The organism is Ralstonia sp. OTU4908, assembly GCF_038440115.1.
GTDB classification, from domain to species: domain Bacteria; phylum Pseudomonadota; class Gammaproteobacteria; order Burkholderiales; family Burkholderiaceae; genus Ralstonia; species Ralstonia pickettii.
In genome coordinates, this window is sequence record NZ_JASATD010000009.1 from 14,069 (window position 1) to 36,906 (window position 22,838).

General features: G+C 66.0%; 22 protein-coding genes. 13 read left to right on the plus strand and 9 right to left on the minus strand.

Annotated elements, in window-relative coordinates; genetic code table 11:
* Positions 1-50: 50 nt before the first annotated feature.
* The 5 genes from AAHM38_RS10110 to AAHM38_RS10130 form a co-directional block, all read right to left on the minus strand.
* Entirely contained in the window at positions 51-2,267 is a 2,217-nt protein-coding gene (locus AAHM38_RS10110; protein ID WP_012763045.1) for an FUSC family protein, read from the minus strand.
* A gap of 11 nt (positions 2,268-2,278) precedes the next feature.
* Complete coding sequence (locus AAHM38_RS10115) at positions 2,279-4,141, minus strand: M61 family metallopeptidase (RefSeq protein ID WP_041668544.1); 1,863 nt, start codon at positions 4,139-4,141, stop codon at positions 2,279-2,281.
* A 67-nt stretch (positions 4,142-4,208) separates the two neighbouring features.
* The gene (gene acuI, locus AAHM38_RS10120; RefSeq protein ID WP_012763047.1) at positions 4,209-5,225 is read right to left on the minus strand and encodes an acrylyl-CoA reductase (NADPH); all 1,017 of its coding nucleotides are present in this window, start codon (positions 5,223-5,225) and stop codon (positions 4,209-4,211) included.
* A gap of 78 nt (positions 5,226-5,303) precedes the next feature.
* The gene (locus AAHM38_RS10125) at positions 5,304-6,050 is read right to left on the minus strand and encodes a DsbC family protein (protein ID WP_012763048.1); all 747 of its coding nucleotides are present in this window, start codon (positions 6,048-6,050) and stop codon (positions 5,304-5,306) included.
* 46 nt (positions 6,051-6,096) lie between these two features.
* On the minus strand, positions 6,097-7,392 hold the full coding sequence (locus AAHM38_RS10130) for a UbiH/UbiF family hydroxylase (RefSeq protein WP_012763049.1): 1,296 nt from the start codon (positions 7,390-7,392) through the stop codon (positions 6,097-6,099).
* Between the two features lie 363 nt (positions 7,393-7,755).
* Here AAHM38_RS10130 and AAHM38_RS10135 point away from each other — a divergent pair, with 363 nt between their 5' ends.
* The 3 genes from AAHM38_RS10135 to AAHM38_RS10145 are packed head-to-tail and all read left to right on the plus strand — an operon-like array spanning position 7,756 to position 8,992.
* Positions 7,756-8,145 (plus strand): hypothetical protein, encoded by a 390-nt coding sequence (locus AAHM38_RS10135; RefSeq protein ID WP_012763050.1) that lies wholly within the window; start codon positions 7,756-7,758, stop codon positions 8,143-8,145.
* A 10-nt stretch (positions 8,146-8,155) separates the two neighbouring features.
* Positions 8,156-8,494, plus strand: coding sequence for a hypothetical protein (locus tag AAHM38_RS10140; protein ID WP_012763051.1), 339 nt, complete (start codon positions 8,156-8,158; stop codon positions 8,492-8,494).
* Between the two features lie 24 nt (positions 8,495-8,518).
* Complete coding sequence (locus AAHM38_RS10145; protein ID WP_012763052.1) at positions 8,519-8,992, plus strand: lytic transglycosylase domain-containing protein; 474 nt, start codon at positions 8,519-8,521, stop codon at positions 8,990-8,992.
* Positions 8,993-9,023: 31 nt separating this feature from the next.
* Here AAHM38_RS10145 and AAHM38_RS10150 read toward each other — a convergent pair whose 3' ends face one another.
* Positions 9,024-9,401: a flagellar protein FliT gene (locus AAHM38_RS10150; RefSeq protein WP_004636652.1), complete on the minus strand. Its 378-nt coding sequence runs from the start codon at positions 9,399-9,401 to the stop codon at positions 9,024-9,026.
* Between the two features lie 410 nt (positions 9,402-9,811).
* On the opposite strand from AAHM38_RS10150, the gene ychF reads away from it, so the two are divergent.
* The 4 genes from ychF (at position 9,812) to AAHM38_RS10170 (ending at position 16,011) form a co-directional block, all read left to right on the plus strand.
* Positions 9,812-10,906, plus strand: a complete 1,095-nt coding sequence (gene ychF / locus AAHM38_RS10155; protein WP_065856156.1) for a redox-regulated ATPase YchF — start codon at positions 9,812-9,814, stop codon at positions 10,904-10,906.
* A gap of 335 nt (positions 10,907-11,241) precedes the next feature.
* The gene (locus AAHM38_RS10160; protein ID WP_012763054.1) at positions 11,242-13,533 is read left to right on the plus strand and encodes an ATP-binding protein; all 2,292 of its coding nucleotides are present in this window, start codon (positions 11,242-11,244) and stop codon (positions 13,531-13,533) included.
* 26 nt (positions 13,534-13,559) lie between these two features.
* A complete protein-coding gene (locus AAHM38_RS10165; protein WP_009241984.1) occupies positions 13,560-14,027 on the plus strand; it encodes a response regulator in 468 nt (155 codons plus the stop codon).
* A 25-nt stretch (positions 14,028-14,052) separates the two neighbouring features.
* Positions 14,053-16,011 (plus strand): hybrid sensor histidine kinase/response regulator, encoded by a 1,959-nt coding sequence (locus AAHM38_RS10170; protein ID WP_012763055.1) that lies wholly within the window; start codon positions 14,053-14,055, stop codon positions 16,009-16,011.
* Between the two features lie 33 nt (positions 16,012-16,044).
* Here the strand turns inward: AAHM38_RS10170 and AAHM38_RS10175 are convergent, their stop codons facing one another.
* Entirely contained in the window at positions 16,045-16,287 is a 243-nt protein-coding gene (locus tag AAHM38_RS10175) for a GlsB/YeaQ/YmgE family stress response membrane protein (RefSeq protein WP_012763056.1), read from the minus strand.
* A 220-nt stretch (positions 16,288-16,507) separates the two neighbouring features.
* Between AAHM38_RS10175 and hemA the strand changes: the two genes are divergently transcribed.
* The 6 genes from hemA to AAHM38_RS10205 all read left to right on the plus strand — a co-directional run bounded on the left by hemA (position 16,508) and on the right by AAHM38_RS10205 (position 21,580).
* Positions 16,508-17,815: a glutamyl-tRNA reductase gene (gene hemA, locus AAHM38_RS10180; protein ID WP_009241981.1), complete on the plus strand. Its 1,308-nt coding sequence runs from the start codon at positions 16,508-16,510 to the stop codon at positions 17,813-17,815.
* Positions 17,816-17,923: 108 nt separating this feature from the next.
* Entirely contained in the window at positions 17,924-19,006 is a 1,083-nt protein-coding gene (gene prfA, locus AAHM38_RS10185) for a peptide chain release factor 1 (RefSeq protein ID WP_012763057.1), read from the plus strand.
* A 182-nt stretch (positions 19,007-19,188) separates the two neighbouring features.
* A complete protein-coding gene (locus AAHM38_RS10190; protein ID WP_012763058.1) occupies positions 19,189-19,557 on the plus strand; it encodes a hypothetical protein in 369 nt (122 codons plus the stop codon).
* A 97-nt stretch (positions 19,558-19,654) separates the two neighbouring features.
* Positions 19,655-20,557 carry a peptide chain release factor N(5)-glutamine methyltransferase gene (gene prmC, locus AAHM38_RS10195; RefSeq protein ID WP_012763059.1) on the plus strand — a complete coding sequence of 301 codons (903 nt, stop codon included), beginning with the start codon at positions 19,655-19,657 and terminating at the stop codon, positions 20,555-20,557.
* Between the two features lie 68 nt (positions 20,558-20,625).
* On the plus strand, positions 20,626-20,937 hold the full coding sequence (gene grxD / locus AAHM38_RS10200) for a Grx4 family monothiol glutaredoxin (RefSeq protein ID WP_012763060.1): 312 nt from the start codon (positions 20,626-20,628) through the stop codon (positions 20,935-20,937).
* A gap of 19 nt (positions 20,938-20,956) precedes the next feature.
* Complete coding sequence (locus AAHM38_RS10205) at positions 20,957-21,580, plus strand: UbiX family flavin prenyltransferase (RefSeq protein WP_012763061.1); 624 nt, start codon at positions 20,957-20,959, stop codon at positions 21,578-21,580.
* A 22-nt stretch (positions 21,581-21,602) separates the two neighbouring features.
* On the opposite strand, the gene AAHM38_RS10210 is transcribed toward AAHM38_RS10205, so the two are convergent.
* Both AAHM38_RS10210 and AAHM38_RS10215 read right to left on the minus strand, forming a co-directional pair.
* Complete coding sequence (locus tag AAHM38_RS10210; protein WP_012763062.1) at positions 21,603-21,773, minus strand: hypothetical protein; 171 nt, start codon at positions 21,771-21,773, stop codon at positions 21,603-21,605.
* A gap of 121 nt (positions 21,774-21,894) precedes the next feature.
* Positions 21,895-22,635 (minus strand): hypothetical protein, encoded by a 741-nt coding sequence (locus tag AAHM38_RS10215; protein WP_012763063.1) that lies wholly within the window; start codon positions 22,633-22,635, stop codon positions 21,895-21,897.
* Between the last annotated feature and the right edge of the window lie 203 nt (positions 22,636-22,838).

A 22,838-nucleotide genomic window follows, 5' to 3' on the forward strand; every position in this document is an offset into this window, starting at 1 on the left:
TGCGGAGGAAGATCGCCGCCCCTGCGAAGCCTTTCAGCCGCCGGCCGCGTCTAATCTTTCGAAATACGCAGCGCGCGTCCGAGCGCACCACAGCGCAATGCAATCTTGGACGTATCAGCCCGCAGCGCTTGCAGGCGCCGCTCTAGCAGGTGCATCGCCGACAGCGATTCGGATTCGGCGGCCGCATCGACCATGCGCGAGCGTGCCGACTGATCGGCGAAGTCGGCCGCGCCCAGCTCCTGTGTGTCGCGTGGGCGTACGCCCCAGCCGCCTTCGTGCACGGCCTGGTCAAAGCGCTCCTTGGCGCGGGTCAGGCTTTCCAGCGCGGCCTCGGCCGTTTGCTCGACCAGCGCCCGCGTATCCGCCTCGTCCAGTTCCTGCGCCCATTGCCGCACGAGAATGCGCACCGCCGCGACGTGCGCCGCCACGAGGTAGTTCTGCACGATGAAGCGGTTCAGGTTGTCGACGGCGCGGTGCCGGCTCTTGGGCTCGTCCAGCATGCGCGCGAACGCCGCGATGAGCCCTGTGAGCGATTCCATGAACTGCTTGCGCTGCACGCGGTAAGCGAAGTCGTCCTTGAGTGTGCCGAGCAGCAGGTCCCGCGCGGCCTCGATAAAGCGGCGGTTGGTGCGCAGCACATCGTCCACCAGCTTGGGAAGATTGCGGTATTCCCAACTCGGCAAGACGTAGCTGAACGCGGTGGCGATGGCCGCGCCGATCAGCGTGTCGACGAGGCGTTCACCAATCGCGCCCTTGCTGCCAGGCAGCAGCAAGTTGATTTGGATGAGCACCTGCACGCACGCCGCAATGGCCGTGTAACGGTAGCGCACGGTAACGAACGCGGCGCTGGCGGCAGTGGACAGGTACAGCACGCCCATCAGGATCCACGTCGAATGCGTATACCGCAGGATCACGGCGGCAATGACGCAGCCGATCAGCGTACCCAGCACCCGGTCGAGGTTGCGCTGGCGCGTCATGCTGAACGTCGGTTTGAGGATCACGACGATGGTCAGCAAAACCCAGTAACCGTGCGAGCTATATGGGAGGTGATCAGCAATCCACAGCCCCGCCGCCACGGCCATCGAAATACGCAGTGCAAAGCGCAGCACCGGTGAACGCCACGTCAGCTCTTCGAGCACCAGCCGCAGCTCGTACTTCTGGCGTGTGAGAAACGGCGTCATGTCGGGGCGCAGCAGCACCTGCGACAGCTCGACCGGCGTAGCGGTGGCCGCGTGCAGCTGTGCCATGAGGCGGATCGCGCCCCGCACCGTCGCCACCGATTCTTCGAGCGCGGCAATCGCCTCGATCGGCACGCCGTGATGGTTGTGCTGCAGCTCGTGCAGCGCGCCTTCAATGGCGGCCACCTCCTGGTCGTACGACACCGGCGTGGGTGACGGCCGGTCGCGGCCGACGGCATAGGCGACGCCTTCGATGTCCATGCGCAAGCGTTCGATCACGTCGCGCAGCAGGCGCATCACCTCGGCGTCGGCCAGCCACTGGCGCAGCAGCGGGTAGTCGGTGTTGGACGACAGCAGATACTCGTAGATATCGAGCATCCGCATGTGAATCTGCACGAGGCGGCCGTCGCTGGTGGTGCGGTTGTCGCGAAAAACGAAATCGCGCGCCACCTGCTGCTTGTCCGCCACCGAAATCTGCTGGCGTACGAGCGCATTGAACTGCTCGTCGAAATCCTTGGATGCGTCGTAGAAGCCGGCTTTGCACTCCACGTACACGGCCAGTTCGTACAGGCATTCGGCCAGCACCTGCTCCTTGATGCGGCGGCGCTGGCCCCACGCTACCGCCATCGCAAAGGCCATGTAGCCGATGGCGCCGAGGAAGAACTGCAGCGTGTGCTCCACGGCTTCGCGGAAGGCGAATTCCTCTGTAAACGTAAGCGTCATGACGAACAGCGCCGCGAACTGCAGCGGCATCGTCTTGTTGCCGTACGCCACCATGAGCCCCGCGAGGAAGCTCACCACTACGATCACCGCCGGCAGGATCGCGTACGGCGTCGCCACCGCCACGAGAAAGGTGACGGCGGTCGTCAGCAGCACGCACGCCATCATCTCGTTGAACTTGTGCCGCAGCGGGCTGGGCAAGTCCATGAGGCTCGTGCAGAGCGCGCCGATGGACACCACCATCGCGCCCTGCAGGTCCATCACCAGCAGTGCGAGCAGCGTCAGGCCGATCACGCCGGTGGCAGTACGGATGCCGCGCGAGACGTAATGGCTGTAGAGGAACGTGCGTGGATCGTGGACGTAGTCCATCGGGCGACGCGTCAGGCTGACTTACCGCGTGCCGCGCGCGTGCTGCGCGCCGCTGCCCGTTTGCCGAGCCATGCCGAGCGCAGCGGCGACGGCTCGGACGCGAGCGCCAGCGTGAACTGCGGCGTGGCGTCGGCAGCGAGCGTTACGTCAAGCTGCATCAATTCGTCGCGACGGAACACATGCACGGGAACGGTGTCGCCGGCGCGGTGGCGCGCGAGCATCTTGTCGAGCTGGCCGGTCGGCACACGCAGGCCGTCTACCGCGACGACCAGGTCGCCTGCAGACAGACCGCCTTGCTGCGCGGGGCTGTCGTCGAAGACCTGCTGCAGCTTGACGTAGCCGTTCTCGGCGCCGATCTTGACGCCCAGGGCAAGCGCGGGGTCTGCCGCCTTGCGCGTGGCGCTGACGCCCATCGCCTTGAACAGCGCCGGCAGCGGCGGGTCGTCGCGCCCCTCGGTCAACTGGCGGACCAGCGTGCGCAGGCGCACACCGGTGGTCTCTTCCATCAGGGTGATGAGCCCGGCTTCGGTCACGCCGCGCTGCGCGTGGCCCGCGGCGTAGAAATCACGGCCGTACGTCACCCACAGGGCGCGCATCACGTCGTCGAGCGAGCGTTCGCCGTGGGTCTGCGTGCGGATCGTGAGGTCGAGCGCCAGCGCCACGAGCGAGCCCTTGGTGTAGTAGCTGACGATGGCGTTGGGGGCGTTTTCGTCCTGGCGGTAGTACTTCGTCCAGGCGTCGAAGGAGCTTTCGGCCACGCTCTGTTTCAGGCGGCCGCTGCCGCGCAGCACGCCGTTCCACGTCTTGCCGAGCATCTCCAGATACTGCGCTTCGGAAATCAGCCCCGAGCGCACCAGCATCAGATCGTCGTAGTAGCTCGTGAAGCCTTCAAACAGCCACAGCAGCGGCGTGTGGACCTCGCGATCGAGCGCGTACGGCACAAAGGTGGCCGGCTTGATGCGCTTGACGTTCCAGGTATGGAAATACTCGTGGCTGACGAGGCCCAGGAAGGTGCGATAGCCCTCGGTGGTCTCATCGCGGCCGGTCACGGGCAGATCGGCGCGCGCACACATCAATGCGGTGCTGGCGCGGTGTTCCAGGCCGCCATAGCCGTCGGTGGTCACCATCGTCATGAAGACGTAGCGCCGGTTGCTGTCGAGGAACGGCGCCGTGGCGGTCTGCGGCTCGAACAGGCGGATCTGCGCTTCGCAGATGCGCTTGAAATCGCGGGCGATGCGTTCCAGATCAAGATTCGGCACGCGGCCCGTAAAGACGGCGTCGTGCTGTGCACCGCAGGCCTCGAACGACACCAGCTCGAACGTGCCCATCTCCACCGGGTGGTCGATCAGCTCATCGTAATTTGCCGCTTCGTACCAGCCAAAGCCGTAGCGCTTGGCGCCGGCCTTGCCCGCGATGCGCCCAGTGGCCTCGCGCAGCGCGGTGGCCACGCGCCAGCCGCGGTAGGCATCTCCGGCGGGCGGCTGGATGTCGACCAGGCAACGCTGGTCATCCGCGCCTTCCACACGCAGGAACACCGACGTGCCGTTGAAGAAGCCGTGCGTGGTATCCAGATGCGCGGCGCGCACCGACAAGTCCCACGCATAGACGTCGTAGGAAATCGTCAGCGGCCCGGTACACGGTGCGGCCCACCACGTGTGCTTGTCGACCTTGGTCAGGCGCACCGGCCTGTGGGCGGACGACGCCTCGATCCGCACGATGTTGCGCGCGAACTCGCGGATCATGTAGCTGCCCGGAATCCACGCCGGCAGCGAAAATCGCTGGCCTTGGCTGTCAGGCGCGTCAACCGTGACGGTGACGGTGAAAACGTGCGCCTCGGGCGCGGCGGGGGCGATGGTGTAGCGGATCGGCTTCATGGCGGACATTGTAGCGTTGCCGTCCCATGCTGCCGAAGGCAAATCGTCCGCAAACCGGCTTGCCAGCCTATCGGTTGACGTCGACCACGACCCGCCCGCGCATCTTGCCCGCCACGATGTCGTGTGCAGCGTCGATGGCCTCGGAAAGCGTCACTTCGCGCGTGATGGCGGCCAGGCGATCCGGCAGCAGATCGGCGGCGAGGCGCTGCCATGCGGTCTGGCGCAGCGCACGCGGCGCCATCACGCTGTCGATCCCGCACAGGGTCACGCCACGCAGGATGAACGGCGCGACGGTGGCCGGAAAATCCATGCCCTGCGCCAGCCCGCAAGCCGTGACCACGCCGCCATAGCGCACCTGTGCGCACGCGTTGACCAGCGTGTGCGAGCCCACCGAATCGACCACCGCCGCCCAGCGCTCTTTCTGCAACGGCTTGCCGGGGGCGGAAAGCTCGGCGCGGTCAATGACATCCGTCGCGCCCAGCGCCTGCAGGAAATCGGCCTCATTGGTCTTCCCGGTCGACGCCACCACGCGATAGCCCAGCTTGCCGAGCAGCGCAATGGCGATCGAGCCCACGCCGCCCGACGCGCCGGTCACCAGCACCTCGCCGTCGCCCGGTTTCACGCCGGCACGCTCCAACGCCAGCACCGAAAGCATCGCCGTGTAACCCGCCGTGCCGATCGCCATGGCCTGCCGCGCATCGAGCCCCGCCGGCAATGCCACCAGCCAATCGCCGGAAAGCCGCGCCTGCTGGGCGAGGCACCCCCAATGCGTCTCGCCGACGCCCCAGCCGTTGAGCACGACCGCATCGCCGGTCCGCCAATCCGCGTGCGTGGATTCGAGCACGACGCCCGCGCCGTCGATACCGGCCACCATCGGCCACTTGCGCACGACAGGGCCTTTGCCGGTGATGGCCAGGCCGTCCTTGTAATTGATGGTCGACCAGTCCACGCGGATCAGCACGTCACCGGCGGTGACGTCGTTGGCAAGCGCTTCGGGTGTGGACAACGCCGCGTCATCGAGGTCGACGATGTGGGCCAGCGGGCCGCCATCCTGCTTTTCAAGCATCAGCGCGCGAAACGACATACCAAGTCTCCAAAGGTGAGTTCAATGCAAGCGCCCAAAGAAAAAGCGCCGGATCGACCGGCGCTTCCTGCGTGCGAATTACGACTTCTTGAGCGCGGCGAACTTGCGCTCCAGCGTGGCCGCATCGATCAGGCCCGGCGCCCGCGAGCCATCCGGGAAGATGATGGCCGGCGTGCCGGTCACGTTCAGTTGCTGGCCGAGCTTCAGGTTGGCCTCGAGCGGTGTATCGCAGGTGCCGGCGCCGCCCGGGGCGGTCTTGGCGGTCATCCAGTCGCGCCAAGCCTTGGCGCGGTCGGCCGAGCACCAGATCTGCTTGGCCTTGGTGTTTGAGTCCTCCGACAGGATCGGGAACAGGAAGGTGTAGACCGTGACGTTGTCGACCTGCGTCAGCATCTGTTCCAGCTTGTGGCAGTACGGGCAGTTCGGATCGGAGAATACGGCGATCTTGCGTGCGCCGTTGCCCTTGACCCACTTCACGGCGCGGTCCAGCGGCAAGTCGGACCACTTCACGCGGTTCAACTCGGCCAGGCGCTCCTGCGTGAGGTTGGTGGCGGTCTGTGTGTCGAGCAGGTCGCCGTTGAGCACGTAGCGGCCGGTGGCATCGCTGTAGACGACCTGGCTGCCGAGGTTGATCTCGTACAGGCCCGCGAGCGGCGACTTGGCGACGCTCTTGATCTCCACGTTCGGGCCCAGGGCCTTCTGTACGGTGGCCTTGACCTTGTCCAAGGCGGGCTCGGCGGCACCGGCGCTCAAGACATAGCCCGCGCCAATGGCCGCAACAGCCACCGCAGAGGCGATGGCCGCCACCCGAATACGAAACGACATAACGACTCCTGGAACCCCGAAAAACCACAAATCCGCTGAGATTGCCTCAGCCGAGTGCGTGCTTGATCAACAAGCGTTTGATAAATGGCGTCATGCCCACCATGCGCATCCCCGCGTTGCGTACCGTGCGGGGCAGCGCCCCCGGCAGGGCGAACAGTTTATGCAGACCGTCGGTGGCGGCCGTGAGCGAAAGCAGGTCTTCGCGGCGGGCACGTTCGTAACGGCGCAGCAACCTCAGATCGCCATGATCGCGCATGGTTTCACGTTCCGCCATTACCCGGCCGATTTCGGACACATCCCGAAGCCCGAGGTTCATGCCCTGCCCGGCGAGCGGATGGATCACATGGGCCGCATCGCCCACCAGCGCCACGCGCGGGGCGACGGCCCGGCTGGCGTGCTGCAGCACGAGCGGGAAACCCTGCGCAGGCGTGATGTTCGACAAGCGCCCGAAGCGTGCGGCGACGGCGCCACCCGCCGCGGCTTCCACGGCACGGCACAGCGCCTCGGGCGACAGCGCGAGCAATTCGCGGGCGTGCTCTTCGCTGGCAGACCACACCATCGACACACGCCGATCGGGCAACGGCAGCATCGCGAGGATCTCGCCGCGTACGGGGGGGCCGTCACCCGGCGCTGCCGCCTGCTCGGCGGATGCACCGAGGAACCATTGCCACGCGGTGTCCTGATGCCAGTGCTCGGCCTGGAAGTTGGCCACCACACCAAGCTGCCCATACGGTTTCGCTTCAGCCTGGATGCCGGCCTGCTCGCGCACCCACGAATGCTTGCCGTCGGCGCCGATCACGCATTCCGCGCGGATCGTCTGGCCGTCGGCCAGCGTGAGCTTTACGGCGTCGGCTTCCATTTCGAAACCGGTGGCGGCATGCGCGAACGTCTGCACCGTGTGGGCAAAGCGCAGCGCGGTTTCCAGCGCGCGCTCGACCAGCGACGATTCGGCAATCCACGCTAGTTGCGGCGTGCCGGCGGCGTAGGCGGAAAAGTGCAGGTCGGGGTGGGCGTGCTCGCCGCGCGCGGCGGCGTCATCGCCGAAGATACGCATGTCGTGCACCGGCTGCACGCGCGTCATGTCGAGCGCCGGCCAGATGCGCAATTGCTCGAGCAACGCCTGGGAGCTGGACGAGAACGCGTAAACACGTGCGTCCCACGCGTCCGGCCCGGCGGGTGTGGCGGCTGGGGCGGGTGGCGCGATATGCGCAATGCGCAAGCCGATCTGCGCCAGCCGCAGCGCGCAGGCGCGCCCGACGATGCCGCCGCCCACCACGGCCAAGTGGTAAGGCGCTGCCTCCCGGGAAGCCGCCTTCGAAGAGGAAAACGCGGGTGTATTCATGGTGGGCCGATTATAGCGGCGGGGGGTGTTGCAGCCTTGCGGGCGCGCAAAAGTGTCGCGACAGATAGGGGCGCCGCCGCATACGGGCTCGGTGTGGATGAATCTCGCCCCTGAAGAGGCGGGAAAGTCACTTCAAATCCTTCGCGTGTCCGAAGCATATCGGCTGCACATATGTGCCATGTGCGCCGCATATGTGCGAATGACGTCGCTATCTGCAAACCCGCGAAGTGACGCCATTTGCACCTCAGCTTCCCGCGCTCAAGTCATACGCCGGGATGGACGATAAAAGCCGGGCAATTCGACGTTTTGAAGGGCTCGGGCCGCCGATACAGTGCGGGTCCGATCCACGCATTTCTCATCGCCATGTGGACTTTTTCCGAACGCTCTGCCGCATCTTTGACCCTGGCCGCGCTGCTGGCCCTGGCCGGCTGTGCGCAAATGCCCGCCCAGACGCCTGCCCCGGTGGCCCGCTCCGCGCCCACGGGTGAAGTCATGACGTTCGTCATCCCGCCCGATGCGCTGGGCGCGCACGATCCGCAATTGACCGCTGTGCTGACCAAGGCCGGTGCGTTGGCCGCAGCGCAAAAACGCCCGGCGACGATCCAGGTGGCCGCATTGGCACAGGATTTCCGCTATCTCAACCAGGCGCTGTGGAACGGCGTGCCGGCCCAGCGCGCCGGCTCTGTCCGCCTGGAAAACCTCACCGTCAGCGCCAGCCAGCCTTACAGCGTGACGATCCGCATGCAGGACTAAGAGGAACGTCATGCGTATGACCCATCTGCTCTTCCCGCTCACCGTCGGCCTGCTGACGGTACCGGCCGCCTCGGCTTTTGCCGCGCCGCCCGATGCACTGATGCCGGCGACGGCCGCCGCGCCCGACCGCGTCTATCCGCCCCTGCCCTCGCTGGCGATGCTGCCGCCCAGCGGCGGTGCCGAAATCGAGGCTGCGCCGGCCGCACACTCGCGTGGCAGCAAGCGCAAGGTTGTGACAACGCAGTGGCGCAAGGCGACCGAGCCGGTACCGCGCATGGTGGTGTCGGAGGCATCGCACACGTATCTGGCCGGTATCGAGCGACAGCTTGAAGTGGCCCTGCAGAAGTAATCCACGATCTCCGCCGGAGCCGTCATGCCCCTCGCCCGCCTTCTTTGCTTGAACTGGTGCCGCCTTGCCGGGGCCCTTTTGCTAGCTGCTTCCAGCGTTGCAGCGCACGCCGCCTCGGGTGATTGCTTCGAGCAGGCCGGGACCTATCAGGGCGTCAACCCGACGGTGCTGCGCGCGATCGTGTGGTTTGAATCGAAGGGCGATGCGGGCGCCATCCATCGCAACGCTGACGGCTCGGTCGACATCGGCCAGGCACAGATCAACTCGATCCACTTCGGCACGCTGGCGCGCTATGGCGTGCCGCGCCACGCGCTGACCGACGCTTGCGTGAACGTATTCGTGGCGGCCTGGCTGCTCAAGCAAAAAATGGTTCGCCACGGAAACACATGGCGGGCCATCGGCGCGTATCACTCCGAAACGCCCGCCCACCGCGACGCCTATGCGCGCAGCATCCAGCGGGTGCTGATGTCGTGGGGGGAATTGCGGGCCGACCGCTGAATCGGGTCCGGCTCCGGAAGCCGGCTGCCGCTCAGTAGTACGAGACGGCGGCGTAGGCCTGACGTGCGCCGATGGCGCGGCGCTCCCCGCTGACCAGGCGCATCAATTCATCCTGGCGCGGACAGACCAGCGCACGCACACGGGCGTCGTTGGCCAGAATGCGCATCATCAGGTCGCGCTTGCGCTGTATTTCTTCGTGCGACAAGGCCGGGCGCAGACCGTGGCCCAAGCGCTCCATGTGCGCCGCGCATTCGCGCTCCAGCAAGCTCACTTCGTCCCAGTCGCCGCGTTCTGCAGCATCCACCATGTCTTCGGACAGGCTGGCGATGGCCTCGTAGCAGGCGAACAGGCCGGCGCTGTCGGAAACCGTATGGATCGGGCGGGCGGCGGTGGCGACGGTCCAGGACATGCTGTGCTCCGATATTAGATGTGTTGTTTGTGGCAAGCAGTGCAATAGGCGTGCCCGGGGATGCCCAGCCGTTTCCCAGCCACCCGAAATGCCGCCAAACCCTTTCCTGGCTTGGTTTTACAGAATACGGAGGGTGTGCGGCAACGGGCAACGCAGGCCTGAAACATGGCCTTGCGAGTCGAAGTTGTTACGTTTCTGGAACGTAACGCGTAACGGGGTCGTAACGCTCTCTGGGCGGGCGCCAGCTCCCCGGCCCGAAGCTATGCGCCGACGGAGGCATTGCAGGGCTGGACCCCACCCAGAGCGGTTACAATCACGCCTTTCCGTGAACGACGCCCCCAGCCCGGATTCCACTGTGCTGCTGCAGCCTCCCGCGTCACGCAACCCCTTGATTCAGAGCCTTTTTCACCATGAGCCTCCAATGCGGCATCGTCGGTCTGCCGAACGTCGGTAAGTCGACCCTGTTCAATGCCCTGACCAAAGCCGGCATCGCCGCCGAGAACTACCCGTTCTGCACGATCGAGCCCAACGTCGGCGTGGTGGAAGTGCCGGACGCCCGTCTGCAGGCACTGGCCGACATCGTCAAGCCCGAGCGGGTGCTGCCGGCGGTGGTCGAGTTCGTCGATATTGCAGGCCTCGTGGCGGGCGCCTCCAAAGGGGAAGGCCTGGGCAACCAGTTCCTGGCCAACATCCGTGAGACGGATGCCATCACGCACGTGGTGCGCTGTTTCGAAGATGAAAACGTGATTCACGTTGCCGGCAAGGTCGACCCGATCGCTGACATCGAAGTCATCAACACCGAACTGGCCCTCGCTGACCTGGCTACGGTGGAAAAGGCGCTGCAGCGCTACACCAAGGCCGCCAAGTCGGGCAACGACAAGGAAGCCGCCAAGCTGGTCGCCGTGCTGGAAAAAGCGCAGAAGGTTCTGGACGAAGCCAAGCCAGTGCGCGGCCTGAACCTGACCGACGACGAGTGGGCGACGCTCAAGCCGCTGTGCCTGATCACCGCCAAGCCGACCATGTACGTTGCCAACGTGCGCGAAGACGGCTTCGAGAACAACCCGCACCTCGACGCGGTGCGCAACTACGCCGCGCAGACGAATTCGCCGGTGGTGGCCGTGTGCGCCGCCATCGAAGCCGAAATCGCAGACCTGGATGACGCTGACAAGGCCGAATTCCTGGCCGACATCGGGATGGAGGAGCCGGGCCTGAACCGCGTGATCCGTGCCGCCTTCAAGCTGCTCGGCCTGCAAACCTACTTCACCGCCGGCGTGAAGGAAGTGCGCGCCTGGACGATCCATATCGGCGACACAGCCCCTCGCGCAGCTGCGGCCATCCACACCGACTTTGAACGCGGCTTCATCCGCGCCCAGACAATCTCGTACGAGGATTACATCCAGTACAAGGGCGAACAGGGTGCCAAGGAAGCCGGCAAGATGCGTGCGGAAGGCAAGGAATACATTGTCAAAGACGGCGATGTACTGCACTTCCTGTTCAACGTCTGACCCCGCACGAAGTGCCCGAAAAGCCCCGCAAGCGACGCGGGGCTTTTTTTCATGGTCGAATCCCGAAGACGCGGCCCCGCGCCTCGCGGATGCCGCCCCGCGCTTGTAACGTTGAGGCGACTCCGCATCACTTTTTTACACGCCAGCGCAATCGACCGGACGGCGCTGGCGCTCGCCAACGCCCGCCGCTGAGCCATTTTGCCGCCCCTGGCACGCCGGTTGCGTAGCCCAGACCGGATACGCTGAACCCCGGCAGGCCCGAAGCCCGGGGCAGCCCGCCGCCCCCGCCTGGCGCATTAGATCAGGCGCTTGGGACGGCGCACTCGCCCGACGCCATGAGTTCGCAATCGCCCCCGCCCTTGTCTGCAGTTGACGACATCGACGCCTCGCCCGGAATTGGCAGCAACGCTGCCATCCAGTCGCGCGGAGTGTTGCTGTGCCTGTCCGAACCCGATCTACGCATCCAACAGGTCAGCGAAAACCTCGAGACCGCGCTGGGAACACCGCTGGCCGCCGCGCTGCAGGCGCCGGTTGACCATGTGACGGGTGCCGCGGGCCGCGAGGTGCTGGAGCGCGCGCTGGCCACGCAGAGCATCGACGGCCACCCGCTCTACATCGGTACGCTGCAGACGCCGCACGGTCATGCGCTCGACGCGGTGGTGCACCGTCACAAAGGCACGCTCATTCTTGAGCTCGAACCTGCCGTGCATGCCGCCGACGGCGCGTTTGTGTCGATGTACCCGCTGGTCCGGACGTTCGTCGGCAGCCTGCAAGCCGCAGGCACGATCGATGCCCTGACCGACCTGGCTGCACGCGAGGTTCGCCGCCTCACCAACTTTGGCCGCGTGACGATCTACCGGATCGACAGCGACGGCTCCTTGCAGGCGCTGGCGGAAGCGCGTGACGTTGCTTACGACACGCTGGTCGGGACGCATTGGCGCGGCGACGGCATGGCGCCCGAACTGCGCAGCCTGTACAGCCACAACCCGTTGCGTCTGGTGGCGGACGTGGACGACACGCCCGTAGGTCTGGTGCCGCCACTGCATCCGTCCACCGGGCGGGCCACCGACCTGACCTATGCAGCCCTGCGCGCCGCGTCCGAAGCGCAGCGGGGAACCATGCGCGGCATGGGCGCGAGGGCGTCCCTCACGCTGGCACTGACCGTGCGCGGGAGTCTCTGGGGGCTGATCGCCTGCCACCATGCCACGCCCTGTTCGCTCTCTTTCGAAGTGCGTACGGCATGTGAACACCTGGCACAGATCCTGTCGCTGCAGATCGAAGCGAAGGAAGACCGCGCAGAAATCGCCCACCGGCTGGAACTGCGGCGCATCCTGGTGCGCTTGCTGGCCGCGATGTCCGACCGCGACCATTTCGAGGATGGCCTGATCGAGCATCCTGCCGATCTGCTGCGCTTTGCCTCGGCCAGCGGCGCGGCCATCGTGCGCCAGGGCGAATGCGTGCGCATCGGCGCAGCGCCCGATGAGGCCAGCATCCTGCGGCTCACCGAATGGCTTGCCAAGGAGCGCCCCGGCGAGGTGTTCCACACCGACCGGCTGGCCAGTATCTATCCGGACGGCGCCGCGCTGCTGCCGCAGGCCAGCGGCGTGCTGGCCGTGCAGGTTTCGCAGCTGCATCGTCACTACGTGCTGTGGTTCCGCCCCGAAACCCCGCACACGGTGCGCTGGGCGGGCGACCACGCACCGCACGTGAGCATCGATGACGACAGCCACCACATTCTGGGTCGCACGCGCCATTGGCAGGAGCACATCGCACACACGTCGCGGCCGTGGCGCACGAGCGAAGTGGAAACTGCCTCGGAGTTCCGCTATGCCGTCCTGAACATCGTGCTGCGCCGCGCTGAAGAAGCCGCGGAGCTGACCAGCGAACTGCGCCGCGCCAACCACGAACTCGAAGCATTTTCGTATTCCGTATCGCACGACTTGCGCGCACCGCTGCGCCACATCGCCGGCTACGCCGAACTGCTCGACGAAATGGAGGGCCAGCACGTGTCGGAGCGGGGGCGGCACTTTCTGCAGACGATTTCCGAGTCGTCGCGTTTTGCGGGCAAGCTCGTCGACGACCTGCTTACCTTCTCGCAGATGGGCCGCGGCGCGCTTCACCTGACCGATGTCGACCTTGCCCTGCTGGTGCGCGGCGTGGTGCGCGATCTGACGGTAGACCAGGGGCGGCGCCACATCGAATGGAACATCGCCGCCTTGCCCGTGGTGCGCGCCGACCCGGCATTCCTGCAACTGGCGATGCGCAACCTGCTCTCCAACGCCATCAAATACACACGCGGCCGCGAGCCGGCGCGCATCCATATCGACGCCGAACAGACTGACACAGAAACCATCGTGCGCATTGCCGACAACGGCGTGGGGTTCTCGATGGAATACGTGGCCAAGCTGTTCGGCGTGTTCCAGCGGCTGCATCGCATGGACGAATTCGAGGGCACCGGCATCGGATTGGCCAATGTGCGGCGCATCATCGATCGCCACGGCGGCCGCACCTGGGCTGAGGGCGAGCTTGATCGCGGCGCCACGTTCTACTTTGCGCTGCCGCGCGCGCCCCACCCGCTGGCGGCATCCGGGACCGGCCTCCGCACGCCCGTGACCCGCGATGCCTGATCGTTCTTTCCACGTTCATTGTCACCATGCTCAAACCCATCCTGCTCGTTGAAGACAATCCGAACGACCTCGAGCTGACCCTGCTGGCGCTGGAGCGCAGCCAGCTTGCCAACGATGTGGTCGTCACCCGCGACGGCGCTGAAGCGCTGGACTACCTGCACGCGCGCAACCTGTACGCGCAACGCGTGCCGGGCAACCCTGCCGTGGTGCTGCTCGACTTGAAGCTGCCCAAGGTCGACGGGCTGGAAGTGCTGGCCGAGATCCGGGCCACGCCCGTGCTCAAGAGCCTGCCCGTGGTCATGCTCACGTCGTCGCGCGAAGAAACCGATCTGCTGCGCAGCTACGAACTGGGCGTCAACGCCTACGTGGTCAAACCGGTGGAGTTCCGGGCGTTTGTCGATGCGATTGCCGACCTGGGCGTATTCTGGGCGGTGCTCAATGAACCGCCGCCCGGCTCCACCCGGGCACGCCGCACATTGCTGCCGGCAAGCTAGCGGCCCATCCGGAGCATTCGCCCCCATGCCCAATCTTCAACTGCTGCTGGTCGAAGACAATCCGCTCGACGCAGAACTTACGCGCGCACGGCTGGAAACCGCCAACCTGCAGGCTGACATCACGCTGGTCGACAACGAAACCGACTTCATCGCCCAACTGAGCGCGCGGACCTTCGACGCCATCCTGGCCGACTACATGCTGCCGCAGTTCACGGGGGCAGAGGCGCTCGACATTGCGCGCCGCATGGCACCGCAAACGCCGTTCATCTTCGTATCCGGTGCGCTGGGCGAGGAGCACGCGGTGGACATGCTCAAGCGTGGCGCCACCGATTACGTCATCAAGCAGCGACTGCAACGCCTGCCCGTGGTGCTGCTGCGGGCGCTGGCCGAGGCGGCCGAACGCCGCCAGCGCATCGCCGCAGAAGCTGCCCTGCGCGAAGCGGAAACGCACTTCCGATTGCTGATCAATGCGCTCAAGGAGCACGCCGTGCTCTCGCTCGACCCGCAGGGCATCGTGCGTACGTGGAACGCCGCGTCGCGCAGCATTCTCGGGTATGCGCGTGAAGACATCCTAGGCAAGTCGGCCGAGATTCTCTACCCGCAAGCCGCGCGCGAGGCCGGTGAATTCCAGCGCAAGCTCGAACGCGTGCGCCGCGAAGGCAGCCTCACCGACGACCGCTGGATGCTGCGCAAGGACGGCACGCCGTTCTACGCATCCAGCGTGGTCACCGCCATCCACAACGAGACGGGGCAACTGGTCGGCTTCTCGAAGATCATCCGCGACTCGACGGAAGAGCGCATCGCCGCAGACGCCCTGCGCCGTGCCAAGGAAGAAGCCGAGACCGCCAACCACGCCAAGGACCACTTCCTGGCCGTGCTCTCGCATGAGCTGCGCACGCCGCTTACGCCCATCCTGACCGCCGTGCATCTGCTGGAGCTGCGCCAGGATTTGCCGGCGTATGCGGTCGCGCAGCTCGAAGTCGTGCGCCGCAATGCCGAGCTGGAAGCGCGCCTGATCGACGACCTGCTCGACATCACCGGCATTGCGCGCGGCAAGCTGGCCGTGAGCTTTGCGCTGGTCGACCTGTATCCGCTTTTGGAGAGCACGCTGGAGATATCGCGCAACGACATGCAGGCCAAGCGGCTCTCGCTCAAGACGCGCTTCGAGGCGGGCCGCAGCCGGCTGTACGCGGACGGCGCGCGCATCCAACAAGTGATCTGGAACCTGGTGCGCAACGCGGTCAAGTTCACGCCCGAAGGCGGCGCCATCGAGGTGCGCGTCTGGAACCCGTCGGCCTCCACCGTGGCCGTGTCCGTGAAGGACAACGGCATCGGCATTGAGCCCGACGCGCTACCGCGCATCTTCTCGGCGTTCGAGCAGGCCGATGCATCGATCACACAGCGCTTTGGCGGGCTTGGCCTGGGCCTGGCGATTGCCTATGCGCTGGTGCAGAAGCATGAGGGTTCATTGATCGCTGAGAGCGCCGGCCGCCACGAGGGCGCCACGTTCACACTCACGCTGCCGCTGGCCACCGAGATGGTGCAGCCCGAGACGCCGCCGTCGCCGCCCTCGCCACGCGCCCAACCGACGCGCGGCCTGCACGTGCTGTTGGTGGAAGACAACGCCGATACGGCCGAGGCCATGTCGCAGATGCTGGAGATCCTTGGCCACACCGTCACCGTTGCCAATGGCGCGCGCACGGCCATGCAAGCCGCGGAGTCTGGCGCGTTCGATCTGCTGATCAGCGATATTGGTCTGCCGGACGGCAGCGGCCTGGACGTGGTGCGCGTATTTGCCGAGCGGCAAGCTGCCCCATCGATTGCCATCACCGGCTACGGCATGGAAGACGATATTGCCCGGTGCCGCGACGCGGGCTTTACCGATCACCTGACCAAGCCGGTGGACTTCAAGCGGTTGGAAACGCTGTTGGCCGGCTATTTGGCCGCGCGCGACGCGCGGACCGCGGGCGTGGACGCAAGCTAGCCGCGCCAGAATGCCGCAGTGGCGGTCGTCGCCCTAGCGGCGCGACAGGCCCCATGCCGCCGGCAGCAGCATGGCGCCCACCACGGCGGCCGTCCACGCCATGATCTGGCCATCGGCATACAGGTGGGCGAATTGGCCGCTGTAGTAACCGAGCAACGCGCCGAGCCCGCCCGTTACCAGCGCAGCCGCCCATCCCAGGCGTTTGCCTGCGGGATGCAGCCAACGCGCCGCCACGCCCACCGCCAGCCCGATCCAAAGCGGCCCGATCCACCCCATGCCTGTTCTCCGTATTGCCCTTGAGCGATTCAACTGGACGCGTACCTTAGCGCAGGACGGTGCAGAAGGCCACGATCGCACTGCGCGTCGCGCGTGACGAATAATCGACATTCCTCAATACATATCACCAGATTTGACCTGCCGCCTGCTCATCCGGGGGCCGGGCGTTATAATCCGAAGTGCTCAAAATTCGTGCCGTTCCTTTAACCGGCCGCCCCACATGCAGTTGCTGACGCTCGGAATCAACCACCACACTGCGCCGCTTTCCCTGCGCGAGAAGGTGGCGTTTCCGCTCGAGCAGCTCAAGCCCGCGCTGGGCACGCTGCGCCAGCATTTGCCGCACCTCCGAAGCACGGCAGAAGCCGCCATTCTCTCCACCTGCAATCGCACCGAAATCTACTGCGCCACCGACGGCAACCTGCCCGAGCAGACCGCGCACGAGCATGCGATTCGCTGGTTGGCACAGCACCACAACATCGACCCCGGCGAACTTGCGCCCCATGTGTATTCGCTCGGCCAGTCGCTGGCGGTACGCCACGCGTTTCGCGTGGCCAGCGGGCTCGATTCGATGGTGCTGGGCGAGACCCAGATCCTCGGGCAGATGAAAGACGCCGTGCGCACCGCCACCGAGGCGGGCGCCCTGGGCACGTACCTGAATCAGCTGTTCCAGCGCACCTTTGCCGTGGCCAAGGAAGTGCGCGGCACCACGGAGATCGGCGCGCATTCCGTGTCGATGGCCGCCGCCGCCGTGCGACTGGCGCAGCGCATCTTCGAATCGATTGCGGACCAGCGCGTCCTGTTCATTGGCGCCGGCGAGATGATCGAACTGTGCGCCACCCACTTCGCCGCGCAGACGCCGCGCGAAGTGGTGATCGCCAACCGCACGCTGGAACGCGGCGAGAAGCTCGCCGAATCGTTGTCGAATCAGGGCCTGAACGCCCGCGCCGTGCGGCTGGCCGAACTGCCGACCAAGCTTGCCGAGTTCGACATCGTTGTGTCGTGCACCGCCAGCACGCTGCCCATCATCGGCCTGGGCGCCGTGGAGCGCGCCATCAAGCAGCGCCGCCACCGCCCGATGTTCATGGTCGACCTGGCGGTGCCGCGCGACATCGAACCCGAGGTTGCACGCCTGTCCGACGTGTTCCTCTACACCGTGGACGACCTTGGCGCCATCGTGCGCGAGGGCAACGCGCTGCGGCAGGCCGCCGTGGCGCAGGCCGAGGCCATCATCGAAACGCGCGTGCTGAACTTCATGCACTGGCTCGATGCGCGCAGCGTGGTGCCGATCATCCGAGATCTGCACGCGCAGGCTGAAACGCTGCGCCAAGGTGAACTGGAACGCGCTCAGCGCATGCTCGCGCGTGGCGACGATCCGGCGCTGGTGCTCGAAGCGCTGTCGCAGGCGCTCACCAAGAAATTCCTCCACGGCCCGACGCATGCCCTGAACCATGCGCAGGGCGAAGGCCGCGAACAGCTCATCGACCTGTTGCCGGCGTTGTTCCGCCAGTCCAGCCACTCCGAGCGCTAGCGGCCAGCGCTTCGCTCGCGCGCCGCCCGCTTTCACTCCGGCACGCAACCTCTGGCGCGGTATCATGCGCCGCCTTCGCTTCCAGCGTTTCCCTCCGCGACTGCCCGAATGAAGCCCAGCATGCTGTCCAAGCTCGACCAACTGGCCGAGCGCATCGTCGAAATCAACGCGCTGCTTGCGCGTGAAGACGCCACCGCCAACCTCGACCAATACCGCAAGCTCACGCGCGAACATGCCGAGCTGGAGCCGGTGGTCGCGCAATTTGCCGCTTGGAAGCGGGCCGAGGAAGACATCGCCACAGCGCAGGAGTTGGCGGCCGATCCTGACATGAAGGCGTTTGGCGAAGACGAACTGCGCGCCGCGCGTGAGCGCATGGAGTCTCTCGAAGGCGAGCTGCAACGCCTGCTGCTTCCGAAAAACCCGAACGACCATCGCAACATCTTCGTGGAAATCCGTGCCGGTACTGGCGGCGATGAGTCCGCGCTCTTTGCCGGCGACCTGCTGCGGATGTACACACGCTACGCCGAACGGCAGCGCTGGCAGGTGGAGATCGTCAGCGAATCGGCGTCGGACCTGGGCGGCTACAAGGAAGTGATCGCGCGGCTGGTGGGCGAAGGTGCGTACTCGCGCCTGAAGTTTGAATCGGGCGGCCACCGTGTGCAGCGCGTGCCAGCCACGGAGGCACAGGGGCGCATCCACACCTCAGCCTGCACCGTGGCGATCATGCCCGAGGCCGATGCGCTGGCCGACATCCAGATCAACCCGGCGGATTTGCGCATTGACACGTTCCGCGCGTCCGGCGCGGGTGGCCAGCACATCAACAAGACGGATTCGGCCGTGCGCATCACCCACCTGCCGACCGGCCTGGTGGTGGAGTGCCAGGACGACCGCAGCCAGCACCGCAACAAGGACCGCGCCATGCAAGTCCTCGCCGCCCGCCTGAAGGATCGCCAGGAGCGCGAGGCGCAAGCCAAGGAAGCCAGCGCACGCAAGAGCCTGATCGGCTCGGGCGACCGCTCCGACCGCATCCGCACGTACAACTTCCCGCAGGGGCGCGTGACGGATCACCGCATCAACCTGACGCTGTACAAGATCGACGCGATCATGGATGGCGACCTCGACGAACTCGTCGGCGCATTGGCGGCCGAGCATCAGGCCGAGCAGCTTGCGGCGCTGGGTGACGACGCCTGACGCTCTCAATCGTTAAAAAGCGCGCGCTTCGTAACATCCGCTTGCGTTTGATACAGCTTTGCGCGATGGCGGCCCGGCCTCGCGTTCCTATAATCGAACTCGATCACGCCGAGTGCGTCGCCGGTCGCATCGGGGGCGCACTCACCAACAAGCGCGGCAACATCACGATTAGGAGAATCGCAATGCGTAACCAACTGCTGGCCATCACTGTCGCTACCACCCTCGCACTCGGCTTGGCCGCCTGCGGCAAGAAAGACGACGCCGCCGACCAGGCCGCCAAGAGCGCAATGGAACAATCGAAAGACGCCGCGAAGCAAGCGCTCGACAATGCCGGCACCGCCGTGAGCAAGGCCGCGGACGCTGCCAAGGTGGAACTCTCGCAAGCGGCTTCGGATGCGCAGGTCTCCGCTTCGGGCGCGCTGGCGCAGGCCAAGGAAGCTGCCAAGACCGCAGCCGACAAGACGGCCGATGCCGCCAAGGTTGCTGCAGACAAAACCGCTGACGCCACCAAGGAAGCAGCCAACAAGGTCAAGGACGCAACCAAGCAATAAGCGCTGCTTAACCGCACTGACCCGCTCGCGGGCCCGCGCCACATCGGCCGGGCCCGTGTTATTTTGTGCGCCCGATCTTCGCTGCTGGTCTGTTGCCGTGTCGTCTTCCCCCGTCATTCCGCCCGAAAACCTGGCTCGCGTGTCCGACGCGCTGACGGCGCTGGCACGCGCGGGCTTGCCTGCGCTTGAAGCGCGCATGCTGGTTTCGCATGTGACGGGCCTGTCGCGTGTGCAACTCATCACGCAAGACGCCTGCGCCATCGACGTGGCCGCGCGCGCGCGTATCAGCGAACTCGCGGCGCGCCGCTTGGCCGGCGAGCCGATGGCGTATCTGCTCGGCGAACGTGAATTCTTCGGCCGCACGTTCAAGGTCACGCCAGCCGTGCTGATCCCCCGCCCCGATACCGAAGTGCTGGTGGAGCAGGCGCTGGACCGCCTCGAAGAACGCGATGCACCCGCCGTGCTCGACATGGGCACGGGCAGCGGCATCATCGCCATCAGCATTGCGCTGGCGCGACGCGACGCGCGCGTGTGGGCCACCGACGCCTCCGCCGATGCGCTGGCCGTGGCGATCGACAACGCCAAGGCGCTCGGTGCCACCAACGTCCAGGCTGCGCTGGGCGACTGGTACGGCGCGCTGGCCGGAACCGATGCGCCACCCGCCTTCGACCTGATCGCCAGCAACCCGCCCTACATCGCCGCCACCGACGCGCACCTCGACCAGGGCGACCTGCGCTTCGAGCCCGCCAGCGCCCTCACCGACCACGATGACGGCCTGCGCCACCTGCGCAGCATCGTCGCCGGGGCGCCGGCGCGGCTTGTCTCCGGGGGATGGCTGCTGGTCGAACACGGCTACGACCAAGGCGAACCTGTGCGTGCGCTGCTGGGCGGCGCGGGATTCGCCAACGTCTTCACCGCGCAGGACCTGGCCGGCCACGACCGGTGCAGCGGTGGGCAATGGCCGGATCAAAACGCCGGTGCGCGTTCCTCGCTAAAATAGAGGGGTTTTCCAATGTGGATGTCAGCTCGGGAACCCGGCTGCCGCCCCTCACCCAATCGAGTCTCCCCATGAGCACCACGCACGAAAAGATCGACCAGATCGTCAAAGGCCACCCCGTCGTCCTCTTCATGAAGGGCACGGCGCAATTCCCGATGTGCGGCTTTTCGGGCCGCGCCATCCAGATCCTGAAGGCCTGCGGCGTGGACCGTCCGCACACCGTCAACGTGCTGGAAGACGATGAAATCCGCCAGGGCATCAAGGACTACGCCAACTGGCCCACCATTCCGCAGCTCTATATCAACGGCGAGTTCATCGGCGGCTCGGACATCATGATGGAGATGTACCAGAGCGGCGAACTGCAGCCGCTGCTGGCTGCTTGAGCTGCGTTCTCGTTTCAGCGTGACCCAGACCGCGAACGCCACCGCTCAAACGCCCGCCGTGCGCCGCATCATCGTGGCGATCACGGGGGCGTCGGGCGCGATTTACGGGGTGCGGCTGCTGCAGGTTCTGCAGGGCCTGCGTGACTCGGCCGGCGTGGAATCGCACCTGCTGATGTCGCCCGCAGGGCTGATGAACGTGCAGCACGAGCTGCACATGGCACGCGAAGAAGTGGAAGCGCTGGCGCACGTCGTGCATAACGTGCGCGATATCGGCGCCACCATCGCGAGCGGTTCCTTTGCTGCCGAAGCGATGGTAGTGGCGCCCTGCTCGATGAAGACGCTGGCGGCCGTCGCGCATGGCCTGTCAGACAACCTCATTGCGCGCGCTGCCGACGTCACGCTCAAGGAGCGCCGCCGCCTCATCCTGATGGTGCGCGAAACGCCGTTGAATCTGGCGCATCTGCGCAACATGACAGCGGTCACGGAGATGGGCGGAATCGTATTTCCACCCGTGCCAGGGTTTTACCAGCGCCCCAAGACGATCGACGACCTGGTCGACCACACCGTGGGGCGCGTATTGGACCTTCTGGGCTTGCCGCAGACGTTGGCACCCGGCTGGCCGGGCTTGCGCTCAACGGACTAAGCGCCGATCAGCCGACCGCCAATCAACGGTGGTGGTAATTGAAGTACACCAACGGCCCACCCCAATAGCCGCCGTAGTAGGCGGGATAAGCCGGTGCCGCATAGACCGGCGCAGGCGCCACAGCCACCGGTGCCGGATACACGGCACAACCCCCAAGCGTCGCGGCCAACAAGGCCAGAGCCACGATTTTCATGATTAGTGTCCTTTGGCCTCGCTAGTGAGGCCGTGTGGACGTTATAAGCCGGCGCGAGCGGCGCCGGCGTCATGCGGGTGTAAGCGGTGTAACCGAAAACTACGAACGGGTGTTCGTAAGCTCACTGCTTAGGCGTCGGCTTTCCTGCAGAAGGCTTGGCCGTCCCGGTGGGCGCGGAGGCGGCCACACCGGACGCCGCAGCCGGCTTGGGTGCATTCGGGTCGACTTCCGCGCGCATCTGGTCCATGACCGCCCCGGCGCGCGGCGCCCAAAGGAATTCCACCGTGCCGTTCTGCGGCTCTTCAGGAATCGCGTACATCGTGATGATCGTCTGCTGGCCTGCCCAACGTGCGCGAAGCGAATCGACTGTCTTGCCAGACTTGAGCTTGAGGGGCGCCTTGCCTTCCTGTGCGGGCTTGCCGTAGCGATCCGACAGGGCCTGGAACACGCGCTGTTCGGTATCCACGCCGCGCGTCGGCACGAACAGGCCGGCGATGTTGCCATCCTGGTCAATCAGGAGCACGGCTTGCGGCCCGTCCATCAATTCGGGGCGCGATGCCTGAGGCACGCCCAGCGAGCGCGTGCGGCCATGCGATTCCAGCGCATCGGAGCAGTATTCGGCGACATCCTTGCCGCCGTTCGCGCGTACGTCTTCGCATGAGGGCAGCTTGCGCAGCGGCTTGCCAAGCGGGAAGACGTCAAGCAACGCCGCCACGTCGCCGGGGTCGCGCACCGCTTTGGCGGGTGGTGCGGCCTTGGGAGCAGCCTTGGCTGCGGGTGCGGCAAACGCCACGGGCGCGAGCAACGAGGTCGAGAGGGCAAGCGCGGCAGTTGCGGTGGCGCGTCGCGTCCAGCAGGTCATGCGAACTCCATGAGGGAAAGAGCCGAGAGTGTGCCACGCAGGAATGCTGGTGCACGGGAAAGCGGGTCTGACCGACGGCCGGCGGCGTGCGTTCCCGTCAACCGGACGGCTGACCCACCAAAGACCGCCTGGTTACACGCCATTTGACGCGGATACCAGCCCGATGCGGCCGGAAACATTATCAAAATGTTGCCGGTTTTGAT